Raw genomic sequence first — 12,451 nt, 5'->3', positions numbered from 1 at the left:
GGGCTCCGCAGCCCCGCATCCGTGGTCGCGTCAGTGGTCGTGGCCGCCGAGGTCCCAGGGTTCGCGCCCGACGTACTCGGCCGCGGCACGGAACACCGCGCTCTCGATCGCCATGCGCCGGTGCGCGTTGTCATCGTGGCCAGGGGGCAGCAGCCGCTCGATGGGGAGACGGAACAGCACGATCCGGCGGTTCTCGCGGTCGAGGTACCACCGGGGCACTTCCTCGCCGCCGTCGAACGCCGGCATCGCGCCGATCTCGAAGCGTACGTCCTGCAGCTCGGGCCAGGTGCCGCGGAGGAATTCCACGGCAGTGCCGACGGTCAGGTCGAACCGGTCGATGCGGCCGTCGAGGGGAGCAAGCGGCGGGCGGACGACCTCGCTGCGACCGAGGCGACCGTGTCGACCGTGACGTGCGCCGCGCCGAGGAGAGGCGGACATGCGGGACCTGCGGGGCATAGCGAAAGTCTAGGGCGAACCGAGTGCGGCGCGGCGTCGAGCCCCCGGCGACTCCCAGACGTAACCTGACGGTGATGGACGGAAGACTCTGCTCGAAGGTCGGCTGCGCGCGTGAAGCCGTGGCGACGCTCACCTACGACTACGGCGACCAGATGGCCGCGCTCGGTCCGCTCGGCATCGCGAACCACCCGCACGCCCACGACCTCTGCGCCCCGCACGCCGACCGTCTCTCGGTCCCTGCCGGATGGCTCGTGGTGCGGCACGAGGCTCTGCGCGCCTAGACCCCGACGCGCCGTCCCGTCAGACGCTCGGCCCTGCGGTCGGCGTTCTCCAGCGCCCGCCGCTCCCGCTCGCGGCGGAGCACGGTGACGCCGATGAGCACCTCTTCGGGTGAGACCGGCGGGAGCGGGGAGATGAACGGCGACGCCTCGGCGAGCAGGTCGTGCGCCACGCGGAGCCGCGCAGCGGGGACCATGCGGGGCGCGCTCTGCAGGAACTGCGAGATGCGGCGGGCGAGGCGGTCCGGCAGTCGAGCGACGTCGGCGATCTGCGCCCACCCCGCGAGAGACGGCGGCAGCACGGGAACGGACGGGACCAGCTTGGGCGTGCGCACGCGCTGGCTGTATGTCCCGGCGACCATGTCGCCCAGGCGCTGCGATCGCGCGCTGAACGCACCGGCGAGCACAGCGACGCTGCCGAGGGTCATGTAGATCTCGAGGACGCCCAGCAGGGCGCGGATGAACGCGTGCCGGAAGCCCGGGGCGCCGCCGTCGATGCGCACGATGCGCCCGCCGACCGCGAGCTTTCCCAGACTGCGTCCCTTGAGCGCCATCTCCATCGTGATCGGCAGGACGACGAAGCTCACGACGAGTGCGCTCACGGTCGCGATACGGTCCGTGGCCTCGTCGAGGATCCCGGCGTTGACCAGCCAGATGCGCAGGAAGATCCACAGCAGGAAGACGCCGAGGCTGACGAGCATGTCGATGATGGCGCCGGCGGCACGCAGCACGAAGCCGATCGGCTGCACGTCGATCGCGACGGCCTCCCCGGAGAGCACCTCGTCGGACGTATCGAGCGGCGCGGACATGAGTACAGTAAATCAGGTGGATGCCGATGCGCTGACCGATGCACGCCGCGCCGAGTGGGAGCGGCTCGACCGGCTGAGCCGCGAGCGCCTGGACGGAGCCGGCGTCGACGAGCTCATCGTGCGCTACCGAGCGGCATCCGCCGATCTCGCCGAGTTGAAGACGTCGGTGGGGGAGTCGCCGCAGGGGTCGTACCTCTCGACCATCCTCGTGCGGGCCCGGCTGCGCCTGACGGGTGCCTCCGACAGCATCCTCACCCAGATCGCTCGCTTCTTCTCGCTGCAGCTGCCCGCCGCCCTCTACCGCCTGCGGTGGACCACGCTCGTGATCGCCGTGGCGTTCATCGCCGTCGTGGTCGGGGCCGCCGTCTGGATCTCCTCCGATCCCGCACTGATCGCGACGCTCGGCCCGCCCGACCTGCTCGCCCAGTACGCCGACGAGAGCTTCACCGGCTACTACACCGAGAACCCCGCCGCGGTCTTCATGGGGATGGTGTGGACGAACAACGCGTGGATCGCGCTGCAGTGCGTGCTGTTCGGGGTCACCGGAATCTGGCCAGTGAACGCCCTGGTGCAGAACGCCATCGGGCTCGGCATCTCCGGCGCGGTCATGGCCGCGCACGGCCGCGCCGATGTGATGGCGCTGTACATCCTTCCGCACGGTCTGCTCGAGATGACCTGCATCTTCGTCGCCGCAGCCGGCGGTCTGCACCTGTTCTGGTCATGGGTCGCGCCGGGCAACCGGTCGCGCGGCGAGTCGCTCGCCGCGGAGGGCCGATCGCTCGCCACCGTCGCGATCGGACTCGTGTTCGCCCTGTTCCTCGCGGGTCTCGTCGAGGGGTTCGTCACGGGCTGGGCGCTGCCGTGGCCGGTGAAAATCGGCATCGGGGTCGCAGCGCTCGCGGTGTTCCTGATCTACATGCTCGTGATCGGCCGTCGCGCGTACCTGCGCGGCGAGACCGGCGACCTCGTCGAGTACGAGGCGGGCACCCCGCGGCTCGTCGCCGGCTGACGTCGGCTCGCGCCCTCGCTCGGTCTCGCGTCAGAGCCGACCCGCGGCCTTGAGTTCGAGGTAGCGATCGGCGATACGCGGCGGCAAGGACTCCGGGTCGGCGGCGATCGCCTCCCCACCCGCCCTGCGGATCGCGTCCGCGACGTTCTCGGCCTCGCGCATCGTCTTCTCGGCGGCGGCCGCGACGTAGACCTCCTCGCGGCTCCCACGCTGTCTGGCGAGGTCGGCGATCCCGTCGTCCGTCACCGAGCCGACGAGGATCGAGGTGGCGCGGGTCGCGTCGGGGAAGGCGCCGAGGAAGCCTCTGGCGGATTCCGCGGCATCCTGCGCCGTGAGCACGACGATGAGCGAGGGGCGCGTCGTGAGCGTGCGCACCGCGGCGAACGCGCTCGGCCAGTCGGTGTCGACGAGTCGAGCGTGGACCGGGGCCATCGCATCGGTCAGAGCGGGGAGCAGGGCTGCGCCCTCCACGCCGGTGACCCTGGCCCGCACCACACGGTCGTACATGAGCAGGTGCACGTGGTCGCCTGCTCGCGCCGCGAGGGCGGCGAGCAGCAGCGCGGCCTCCAGCGAGGCGTCGACGCGTGTGCCGTCTCCGACGCGCGCCGCAGCGGTCCGTCCGGTGTCGATGATGATGACCACGTGGCGGTCGCGCTCGGGACGCCAGGTGCGCAGCATGGTGGTGCCCGCGCGCGCGGTGGCGCGCCAGTCGATCGAACGCACGTCATCGCCGCGGACGTACTCGCGGAGGGAGTCGAACTCGGTGCCCTGACCGCGGACCTGGATGCTGGTGTTGCCGTCGAGCTCGCGCAGACGCGCCAGCCGCGACGGCAGATGCTTGCGGGAGGAGAACGCCGGCAGCACGCGGATCGCCCCGCGTACGCGGTGGCGAGCCTGGCGACCCGCGAGGCCGAGCGGTCCGCGCGAGCGCACCATGACGAACTCGCTCACGAGCTCGCCTCTTCGGCGGGGGAGGAGCGGGATCTCGACGCGGCGTCGCTCGCCGGGCGGGACCTCGAGGCGCTGCCTGGTGCCGTCCGCGCCGGCCGTGGGCTGCCAGGCGTCGCGGATCAGCGCGTGCAGGGTGCGAGAGCCCGTGTTCTGCAGCGCCACGCTGACCGGCACGAGTTCGCCGATGCGCGTGCGGTTCGGCACTCGGCGGGTCGCGGTGACCGCACGCGGGCTGGGAGCCAGCATGACGTCGAGCGCCGTGAGCAGCACGCATGCCGCGCTCCAGATGCCGAGCGCGGCATAGGCGGGATACCCCACGAGACCCGTGAGGACGACGGGAACGATCCCGACGCCCACCGCGAGTGCGAGACGACCGGTGACGAACACCTAGATCGGCACCCTGGTCTGCTGCACCACGGAGGTGAGGACGGCGTCGGCGGACACGCCCTCCATCTGCGCATCGGGTCGTAGCTGCAGGCGGTGGCGCCACACCGGGACGAGCATCGTCTGGATGTGGTCGGGCGTCACGGCGGACGATGCGTTGAGCCAGGCCCAGGCCTTCGCTGCGGCCAGCAGACCCGTGGACGCACGGGGGCTCGCTCCCAACTCGACCGAGGGCGACTGCCGCGTGGCCCTCGCGAGGTCGACGACATACCCGAGCACGTCATTGGTCACTTCGACGCGAGCAGCGGCATCCTGCGCCGCGCGGATCACCGCGGCATCCACGACGGCCTCCACACCGGTCAGCTCCCGCGGCGAGAAGCCCGACGCGTGCTTGCGCAGCACCGAGACCTCGGCGTCGCGCTCCGGCATCCCGACGACCAGCTTCATGAGGAACCGGTCGAGCTGCGCCTCGGGCAGCGAGTACGTGCCCTCGTGCTCGATCGGGTTCTGGGTCGCCGCGACGAGGAACGGATCGGGCAGCGGCCTGCTCGTGCCGTCCGCCGAGACCTGGCGCTCCTCCATCGCCTCGAGAAGCGCCGCCTGCGTCTTCGGCGGCGTGCGGTTGATCTCGTCGGCGAGCAGGATGTTCGTGAAGACGGGCCCCGCGCGGAAGTCGAACTCCCCGGTGCGGGCGTCGTACACGAGCGAGCCCGTGACGTCGCCCGGCATGAGATCGGGAGTGAACTGCACCCGCTTGGTGTCCAGGCCGAGTGAGCGTGCGAAAGAACGCACGACCAGGGTCTTCGCGACGCCCGGCACACCCTCCAGGAGCACGTGTCCGCGAGCGAGGAGGGCGACCAGGAGGCCGGTCACGGTTCCGGCCTGGCCGACGACGGCCTTGTCGACCTCGGTCCTGACGCGGTGCATCGCCTGACGCAGGTCCGCGTCGGTGGGGTTCTCAGGGGTCACGCTGGGGCCTCGGCTTCCGGTCGGATTCGGTGTGGTCGGGGGCGGGGAGAAGTCGTTCACTCGGGTCTCCGCATCTCGCGGAGGGTGTCGTCGACGGCGTCCTCGAGCTCGCTCAGGCGACGGGCCAGTTCGACGAGCCCGGCGTCATCCGTCGGAAGGGGGCCGGCGAGCAGCGTCTGCAGCGAACCGCGGGGGATGCGGAGCCGGTCGGATGCGGCGTCGGCCACCTCGTCGGCGCTCGCCTGCACGGCCAGCCCCAGCCGGCGGGCGAGTCGCCGTCGACTCCCGTCGCGGATCGCCTCGGCGGCGTGGGCGGCGTCTCCGGCTTTCGCTGTGAGGCGTGCGCGACCGAGCATCGTCTCCGAGGCTCGCACCGTGACGGGCAGCGTCTCGGCGACGAGCGGGCCGAAGCGCTGCCCTCGCCACAGGCCTGCGGCGAGGGCGGCGAGCATGAGCATGAGGATCGCGGGAGTCACCCAACCCGGAGTGAGCGAGCCGAGGGTGTCCGGCTCCGCCGCCTCGATGTCGGTGTCGGTGAAGCTCGGGACGTACCAGACGACCTTGTCGGTCTGCCCCAGCAGAGCGAGTGCGAGAGCCGCGTTGCCGTTCTCGGCGAGGTACGCGTTGCTGAACAGCCGCGCTCCCTCGACCACGGTCCGCTTCTGGCCGTCGACCTCTCCGACGAGCACCGCGGCGGCGTCCTCGGTGCCGAAGCAGCCCTGCACCCCGGGATCCGGGGCGAAGACGCGGTCGGGGCGGATGCTGCCGACCCGGGCGAACTCGCGGATGTCGCAGTCGGCCTCGACCTCGGTCGAGTCGGCGGTCGCGTTGTCGCCCAGACCGAGGAAGGCGACGAGGTGGGTGCTGGCGGAGAGGAAGACGACGCGGTCCGCTGGTTCGATGAGGTCGGCGACGCCCTCGTCGGTGAGCGTGTACGGATTCGCCATCGCGAGAGTCGCATCCGCATCGAGCGCGGCACGCACCTCGGAGCGCGAGCGCACCACCTCGATCTCCACGCCCTGATCGCGCAGCAGCTCTGCGAGCGCTCGTGTCCCGGAATCGCCGACCCCCTCCGGGTCGAGTCCACCCCGGCCGCCGGGCATCTGCGTGGCCACCTGCGTCGCGACGAAGACCCCGAGAAGGACGAGCGCCGCGACGACCGCCCATCCGATCAACGCCTTCAGACGCCGTCGCGGATCGGGCCGATCCGCGGTCGACGTCAGCTGGTGCTCGGTCGCCGTCGTCACACTGTCGCCAGTTGCGGTCGGAGCGCGAGCAGTCGGTCGTCCGTGGCCGCGAGCTCGGCGTAGCTCTCCGCAGTCGCCGGATGCCGCAGGTAGCGGACGTCGTCGAACGACGTCGCCGCGCGTCGCACGGCGCCGGCCTCGGCGGGGAACGCCCGTGAGACCTCGCGGGCGATCGCCTGTGCGGTCGCGCCGGGTGAGGGGTCGATGAGGTCGCGCTCGAGGAGGCCGCGGGCCAGCGCACGGAATCGCAGGACGGTCGCCTCGTCCCAGTCGCCGGAACGGGCGGCGCGTTCGGCATCCGCTCGCAGTTGGGATGCCGAGCGATCGTCGTCCGCGCCGAGCAGCCCGGTGATCGGACGGCGCACGACGCGTCCGCGCCGCGGCCTGCCCCAGATGATGAGCGCGGCCACCAGAGCGGCGAAGACGATGACGCAGACGACGATCAGCGCGGTCGGCCCGACGTTCTGCCCGTTGTCGGAGCTGAAGAGATCGGCGAGGAAGCGTCCGATGTCGCGCGAGACCATGTCGAACCACGTCGGCTTGGCGTCGGCATACCGTGGGTCGGCGAGCTCTTCCTCCGCCCAGCGCCTGGCTTCGTCGCCGTCCGGGGCGAACACGTCGAGGAGAGCGATCATGCGGGTCCGTGCGGGCCGGATCCCGGCGCCGCCCACGTGCGATCGGAGTCGTCGGTCTGAGGCGCCGGGGGCGCGGGGGCAGCGGCGGGCGCGGGCGGGGCGGGGGCGGCCGGCGGGGCCGGATACGCGGGAGGCGCCGGAGAGGTCTGTCCCTGGTACGGCGACGGGGCTTGAGGCTGCGCGGGATACCCCTGCGGCGGTGCCGCCGCGGGGTAGGGCTGCGCGGGGTACGGCTGCGCGGGGTAGGGCTGGGCGGGGTAGGACTGAGCAGGGTACTGCGGGGCGGGATAGGGCTGCGCGGGATATCCGGCCGCCTGGTAGGGCGCGTTCATCGCCCATTCGGGCACCTGCTTGGGCGGCGGGGCGCTGGTCACCGCACGCTCGGGGTCCATGACGAACGGATCGCCGAGCTGCTCCTCGGACCAGCCGAGATCGCGGCGCTCGACGTGGCTGATGAGCGCCTGGTCGAGGCCCTCGTAACGCATTCGGCAGTCGAGATAGACGAGCGTGCCTGCCGTACTCTGCACCACCAGGGTGATCGCCTGGAGCACGAGGAGGAGGATCTGCGGGGCGAGGAGCGCGAACACGAACCCGAGGATCGCGGAGGGGTCGGTCGAACCCGTGGGGGCGATGACCGTCCCGAGCATCGAGCTGAGCAGCGCCACGGGGATGTTGACCACCTGCATCGCCAGGCCCATGATCGCGCCGATGAGGAAGGTGACTCCCCAGGCGACCCAGAACCGTCCGCGCGTCAGACGCCAGGAGCGCACGAGTGCATCCCGGAACTTCGCGCGCTCGAGTACCAGGATCGACGGCACGAGCAGCAGCTTGGTCGTGAGCCAGACCACGAGCGGGATGGTGGCGAGCACGAGCAGGATCAGCAGCACGACGAGTCCGCCGATCGCCTCCATGGAGCCGCCGAGGCCGCCGGCGATGAATCCGGCGATGATGAGGAAGACGATCACGATGATGCCGAAGACGAACGCGACCGAGAGCGACGCGAACGCCGCCAGGCGCCAGAACGCCGGGAGCATCTTCTTCCACAGGGCGCCGAGGGAGGCCTTGACGCCCACGGCGGCATTGCCGATCTCGGCGGCCACCACGCCCTGCATGAGGGCGGTGAAGGCGATCGAGGCCAATCCGACCGCGATGCCGGCGACGAGATTCATGCCGATCGTGCCGGCGAGCACCGCCTCGAAGTCCGGCGACGACGGGGAGAGCGACTCGAGTCGCGCGAAGGTGGTCGCGAACACGAAGCCCATCACCGCCGCACTCGACACGACGACGACCAACTGGATGACGACGCCGAAACCGAAGAGCACCTTCGGGTTGTGGCGCAGCGCCGAGAAGGATCGGCCGAGCAGCATCCCGAAAGTGAGCGGATGCAGGGGGATGATGCCCCGTTTGGGGGCTGGGGTCCACGTCTGGCCGGTCACCGGCACTCCCTCCGTCGTGCGCTCCCATCGTGTCATAACACACGTCGCGCGCGCAGACGCCGAGTCGTGGGACTGAGTGCCATAAGGTAACAGTTATGACCTCACGCATCCTTGTGGTCGACGACGACACCGCGCTCGCCGAGATGATCGGCATCGTGCTGCGCACCGAGGGCTTCGAGCCGGTGTTCTGCGCCGACGGCGCCAAGGCTGTCGAGGAATGGCGCTCGCAGCGCCCGGATCTGGTGCTGCTCGACCTCATGCTGCCCGGCATGGACGGCATCGAGATCTGCACCCGCATCCGCGCGGAGTCCGGCGTGCCCATCATCATGCTCACCGCGCGCAGCGACACGGCCGACGTGGTGCGAGGGCTCGAGGTGGGCGCCGACGACTACATCGTCAAGCCGTTCAACCCGAAGGAGCTCGTGGCCCGCATCCGCACCCGGCTGCGCCCGGCTCCGTCCACAGTCGGCGAGCAGCTGCGTGTGGGCGATCTCACGGTCGACGTCGACGCACACGAGGTGCGCCGCGGCACCGTCCCGATCGCGCTGACGCCGCTCGAGTTCCAGCTGCTCGTCGCGCTCGCCTCCAAGCCGCAGCAGGTGTTCTCCCGCGAGATGCTCCTCGAGCAGGTCTGGGGGTACCACTACAAGGCCGACACGCGCCTCGTGAACGTGCACGTGCAGCGCCTGCGAGCCAAGGTCGAGCTCGACCCGGACAACCCGAAGATCGTCATGACGGTGCGCGGTGTCGGTTACCGCGCCGGGAGTGCGGGCTAGGACCCATGGCCGCGACGACAGCGACCACCACCGCGGTCGCCGTCCTCCGCGACTGGCGAGGGTGGCCCGACGTGCTCGGTGCCCTGTGGCGACGGTCGCTGCGGTTCCGCACGCTGGCGATCACGCTCCTCCTCACCTCGACGGCGATCCTCATCACCTGCGTGACGATGGCCCTCGTCATCCAGAACGACCTCTTCGAATCGCGGAAGAATCAGGCTCTCGAAGACGCCCGGCGCTCGATCGACCAGGCCCAGACCACACTGGACTCGGCTGCGCTCGGAGACAATCCGGCTGCTCTACAGGAACTGTGGGACAGCGTCCAGGAGGATCTCGGCCGCAACTCGACCGCCGAGGGTCTCGCCGGCTTCCGCGTGAACGATGAGGTCGCCGGCCCGCTCAACGGCTTCACCGCGGGTCTCAGCGCCAACTTCATCAGCCCCGCCCTCCGCAATCGGGTGATCGAGTTCGACGACTGGCAGTCCTGGCAGTCCGCGGGGATCGACCTCGGCGGTCGCACGGTGCCGGGCGTGATCGTGGGGCAGCAGCTGCAGGTGCCTGAAGCCGGCCCGTTCGCCATCTACTTCGCGTATGACTTCGCCGATGCGGACAGCACTCTCACCTTTGTGCAGCGCACGCTGTGGATCGCCGGCATCGGACTCGTGGCGATCGTCGCGGTGATCTCCTCGATCGTCCTCCGCCTCGTCTCCACGCCGATCGTGGAGGCGGCGGAGACCAGCGCGCGCCTCGCTTCGGGAGACCTCGGAGTGCGGATCGACGTGCACGGGGAAGACGAGATCGCGACGCTCGGTCGATCCTTCAACGCCATGGCCGACAGCATCGAGGCGCAGATCAAGGAGCTCGGTGAGCTGTCGCTCGTGCAGCAGCGCTTCGTGTCCGACGTGTCGCATGAGCTGCGCACGCCTCTGACGACGATCCGCCTCGCCGCCGACATGCTCAACGATCAGCGCGAGGAGTTCGATCCGACCACGGCGCGCACCACGGAGCTGCTCCACACCCAGGTGCAACGCTTCGAGACTCTCCTGTCGGACCTCCTCGAGATCAGTCGGTACGACGCGGGCTCCGTGCAGCTCGAGCTCGAGGCCACGAGCCTGGCCCACCTGGCCGAGGACATCATCGAGCAGATGCAGCCGCTCGCCGACGGACGCGGCAGCGAGCTGCGGCTCGTCGCGCCCGGCGGATACTCGCCCGTCGACATGGATCCGCGCCGCGTGCGCCGAGTGCTGCGCAACCTGATCGGCAACGCGATCGAGCATGGGGAGGGACGCCCGATCGTGGTGACCGTGGACAGCAACCAGCACGCCGTCGCGGCCGGGGTGCGCGATTTCGGGCTCGGGATGGACCCGGCCGATGCGGAGCGGGTCTTCGACCGCTTCTGGCGGGCGGACCCGTCGCGCCAGCGAACGATCGGCGGCACCGGACTCGGACTCTCCATCGCGCTCGGCGACGCGACGCTGCACGGCGGGACCCTGGCCGTCTGGTCAGAACTCGGAGTCGGCACGAACTTCGTTCTGACCATCCCGCGCGGCGCGGTCCTCGACGGGCCGTCTCCGATCCCCGTCGAGCCGCAGGAGCCGCTCGCCGGAATGGGCGATGCGACGCAGCCGATCCAGCTCGCCGACCTGCCCGCCGAGCTGTTCGACCGAGGGAGCCTCGAATGAGAGCGTCGCCACGGCGGAGTCTCGCCGCCATCGCGCTCGCCGGAGCGATGCTCGCACTGTCGGCGTGCACCGGTCTCCCCACCACCGGCGATGTGCAGCCGGGCCTCGCGCTCGGAGCTTCGCCCGAAGACCCCGACTTCCTGCCCCTGGCGTCAGGACCCGTCGACGGGGCCGGCCCCGCTGAGATCGTCGAAGGCTTCGTGGAGGCGGCCATCACCCCGGCGGACAACTGGGATACCGCCCGTCGATTCATGACGCCCGAGATGGCGGCGCAGTGGCGACCGACTACCGGGGTGTCGATCGATGTGAGCGCTGCGTCGCGGTCGTTCGCCTCGACCGTCGAGGACGACGCCGAAGTGGATGACGGCGACACCGCCGACGTCCGGGTGACCTTCGATCAGTTGGCGAGCGTCGACGGCACCGGAGCGTACTCGGAGGCTTTCGGGGCATCCACCTCGTCGTTCGTCGTCGTGCGGACCGACGGGCAGTGGCGCATCTCCGAGGCGCCGGACGGCGTCGTCCTCGACGAATCCCGTTTCTCGCGCGTCTACGACGACTACGCCCTGCAGTTCTACGACCAGACCTGGGAGCGCCTCGTTCCCGATGTGCGCTGGTTCCCACGGCGCGCCACCATCGCGACGACCATCGCGCAGGCTCTGATCGGCGGCGCGCCGAGCCCCTGGCTCGATCCCGCGGTGCAGAACGCATTCCCCGCTGGCGTGCAGCTCGCGCGCGACGCCGTGCCGATCGATGCGGATCAGGTCGCCGACGTGGCGCTGAACGGAGCGGCCTCCGGCCTGGATCAGGTCACGCTCGCCCGCATGCGCACGCAGCTGCAGGAGACGTTCCTCGCGGCAGGTGTGCAGGTGAGCCAGGTGCGGTTCAGCATCGACGGGCGCACACTCGACGCGGGTGTCGTCAAGCTCGTCGAAGATCCTGCGGACGGGGGCAGCCTCGTCCTCAAGGACGGCATGTTCGGCAACCTGGTCGGCGGGGAGATCACGCCGCTGCCCGGGGTCTCGGACGAGATCCTCGCGCTCACGCAACCGATCACCGCGGTCGACGTCGCGCTCGATGGGTCGCACGCCGCTGTGCAGCTGGGCGACGGGCACGTCTACATTGCAGGCAACGGGAACGTCGACGAGCTCGACCAGCGCTCGTCGCTCATCCGTCCATCGATGGATCCCTTCGACTACACGTGGTCCGTCCCTGTGAACGCGCCGTCCGCGCTGCAGGCCACCAGCGTCGACGTCGCACAGACGCCGGTCGCCGACGCGTGGCCCGGCGCATCGGAGGTCTCGGCGATCCGCGTCTCGGCGGACGGAGCCCGCATCGCGGCGGTGATCGTCGTCGGCGGCGAGCGCTGGGTCGTCGTCTCGGCGATCATCAGGGATGAGAACGGCGTGCCGACGGCACTCGGGCCGACCGAGGAGATCACCCAGTTGCAGGGCACCGCATCCGGCCTCGTGTGGCTCGGTCCTGACCGACTCGCTGTGCTCGGCGACACGGACGACCGGATCGTGCTGACGCAGATCGTCGGGGGAACCGGAACCGTGGAGTCGGCACCCGCGGGAGCGCTCACGATCGCGGGGTCGCGATCGGCCTCGGGGGTGCGGATCCTGAGCGCCGAGGGTGCGGTCTTCGCACGCAGCGGTTCTGCCTGGAGTCAGGCGACGAGCGGCGTGCAGCTGCTCGCCACCCGCGCAGGGCACTGAGCGCCACGGATGACCTTCACGCCGCCTCTGCACAGAGGCGGCTTGAGGCGGAGTGCTCCACAGGCATCGACGGGCTGGGCGATCCAGCTCCACGCCGGGCCGCAGGT

The 12,451-nt window shown here is 70.6% G+C and carries 12 protein-coding genes; 5 read left to right on the top strand and 7 right to left on the bottom strand.

From position 1 onward, the window contains the following. Positions 1 to 30 precede the first annotated feature (30 nt). The gene (locus MRBLWO14_RS02660; RefSeq protein WP_341934929.1) at positions 31 to 456 is read right to left on the bottom strand and encodes a hypothetical protein; all 426 of its coding nucleotides are present in this window, start codon (positions 454 to 456) and stop codon (positions 31 to 33) included. 74 nt (positions 457 to 530) lie between these two features. Here MRBLWO14_RS02660 and MRBLWO14_RS02655 point away from each other — a divergent pair, with 74 nt between their 5' ends. Beyond that, entirely contained in the window at positions 531 to 737 is a 207-nt protein-coding gene (locus MRBLWO14_RS02655) for a DUF3499 family protein (protein ID WP_096714759.1), read from the top strand. On the opposite strand, the gene MRBLWO14_RS02650 is transcribed toward MRBLWO14_RS02655, so the two are convergent. Continuing rightward, a complete protein-coding gene (locus MRBLWO14_RS02650) occupies positions 734 to 1,543 on the bottom strand; it encodes an RDD family protein (protein ID WP_341934928.1) in 810 nt (269 codons plus the stop codon). The genes MRBLWO14_RS02655 and MRBLWO14_RS02650 overlap by 4 nt on opposite strands. Positions 1,544 to 1,559: 16 nt before the next feature. Here MRBLWO14_RS02650 and MRBLWO14_RS02645 point away from each other — a divergent pair, with 16 nt between their 5' ends. After that, positions 1,560 to 2,552, top strand: coding sequence for a stage II sporulation protein M (locus MRBLWO14_RS02645; RefSeq protein WP_341936144.1), 993 nt, complete (start codon positions 1,560 to 1,562; stop codon positions 2,550 to 2,552). 30 nt (positions 2,553 to 2,582) lie between these two features. On the opposite strand, the gene MRBLWO14_RS02640 is transcribed toward MRBLWO14_RS02645, so the two are convergent. From MRBLWO14_RS02640 to MRBLWO14_RS02620, 5 genes are all read right to left on the bottom strand, one after another. Then, positions 2,583 to 3,890 (bottom strand): DUF58 domain-containing protein, encoded by a 1,308-nt coding sequence (locus MRBLWO14_RS02640; RefSeq protein WP_341934927.1) that lies wholly within the window; start codon positions 3,888 to 3,890, stop codon positions 2,583 to 2,585. After that, positions 3,891 to 4,814: a MoxR family ATPase gene (locus MRBLWO14_RS02635; protein WP_341936143.1), complete on the bottom strand. Its 924-nt coding sequence runs from the start codon at positions 4,812 to 4,814 to the stop codon at positions 3,891 to 3,893. A gap of 98 nt (positions 4,815 to 4,912) precedes the next feature. After that, complete coding sequence (locus MRBLWO14_RS02630; RefSeq protein WP_341934926.1) at positions 4,913 to 6,103, bottom strand: DUF4350 domain-containing protein; 1,191 nt, start codon at positions 6,101 to 6,103, stop codon at positions 4,913 to 4,915. Then, positions 6,100 to 6,738, bottom strand: coding sequence for a DUF4129 domain-containing protein (locus tag MRBLWO14_RS02625; RefSeq protein WP_341934925.1), 639 nt, complete (start codon positions 6,736 to 6,738; stop codon positions 6,100 to 6,102). The genes MRBLWO14_RS02630 and MRBLWO14_RS02625 overlap by 4 nt, the downstream gene beginning before the upstream one ends. Then, positions 6,735 to 8,174, bottom strand: a complete 1,440-nt coding sequence (locus tag MRBLWO14_RS02620; RefSeq protein ID WP_341934924.1) for a hypothetical protein — start codon at positions 8,172 to 8,174, stop codon at positions 6,735 to 6,737. Before MRBLWO14_RS02620 ends, MRBLWO14_RS02625 begins: the two co-directional genes overlap by 4 nt. A gap of 95 nt (positions 8,175 to 8,269) precedes the next feature. On the opposite strand from MRBLWO14_RS02620, the gene mtrA reads away from it, so the two are divergent. From mtrA to MRBLWO14_RS02605, 3 genes are read left to right on the top strand one after another with little or no spacing between them, the layout of a single operon-like run. Next, positions 8,270 to 8,950: an MtrAB system response regulator MtrA gene (gene mtrA, locus MRBLWO14_RS02615; RefSeq protein ID WP_341934923.1), complete on the top strand. Its 681-nt coding sequence runs from the start codon at positions 8,270 to 8,272 to the stop codon at positions 8,948 to 8,950. Between the two features lie 5 nt (positions 8,951 to 8,955). Then, on the top strand, positions 8,956 to 10,629 hold the full coding sequence (gene mtrB, locus MRBLWO14_RS02610) for an MtrAB system histidine kinase MtrB (RefSeq protein WP_341934922.1): 1,674 nt from the start codon (positions 8,956 to 8,958) through the stop codon (positions 10,627 to 10,629). Then, complete coding sequence (locus MRBLWO14_RS02605) at positions 10,626 to 12,344, top strand: LpqB family beta-propeller domain-containing protein (RefSeq protein ID WP_341934921.1); 1,719 nt, start codon at positions 10,626 to 10,628, stop codon at positions 12,342 to 12,344. Before mtrB ends, MRBLWO14_RS02605 begins: the two co-directional genes overlap by 4 nt. Positions 12,345 to 12,451: the final 107 nt, after the last annotated feature.

Source organism: Microbacterium sp. LWO14-1.2 (assembly GCF_038397715.1).
Classification (GTDB): Bacteria; Actinomycetota; Actinomycetes; order Actinomycetales; family Microbacteriaceae; genus Microbacterium.
Note: the sequence above shows the minus strand (reverse complement) of the source record. Positions and strands in the feature narration are given on the sequence as shown.

What these genes read in the sequence shown, in the direction of transcription:
- MRBLWO14_RS02660 (WP_341934929.1), bottom strand. Translation starts at nt 456, where the DNA reads ATGCCCCGCAGGTCCCGCATGTCCGCCTCTCCTCGGCGCGGCGCACGT.
- MRBLWO14_RS02655 (WP_096714759.1), top strand. Translation starts at nt 531, where the DNA reads ATGGACGGAAGACTCTGCTCGAAGGTCGGCTGCGCGCGTGAAGCCGTG.
- MRBLWO14_RS02650 (WP_341934928.1), bottom strand. Translation starts at nt 1,543, where the DNA reads ATGTCCGCGCCGCTCGATACGTCCGACGAGGTGCTCTCCGGGGAGGCC.
- MRBLWO14_RS02635 (WP_341936143.1), bottom strand. Translation starts at nt 4,814, where the DNA reads ATGCACCGCGTCAGGACCGAGGTCGACAAGGCCGTCGTCGGCCAGGCC.
- MRBLWO14_RS02625 (WP_341934925.1), bottom strand. Translation starts at nt 6,738, where the DNA reads ATGATCGCTCTCCTCGACGTGTTCGCCCCGGACGGCGACGAAGCCAGG.
- mtrA (WP_341934923.1), top strand. Translation starts at nt 8,270, where the DNA reads ATGACCTCACGCATCCTTGTGGTCGACGACGACACCGCGCTCGCCGAG.
- mtrB (WP_341934922.1), top strand. Translation starts at nt 8,956, where the DNA reads ATGGCCGCGACGACAGCGACCACCACCGCGGTCGCCGTCCTCCGCGAC.
- MRBLWO14_RS02605 (WP_341934921.1), top strand. Translation starts at nt 10,626, where the DNA reads ATGAGAGCGTCGCCACGGCGGAGTCTCGCCGCCATCGCGCTCGCCGGA.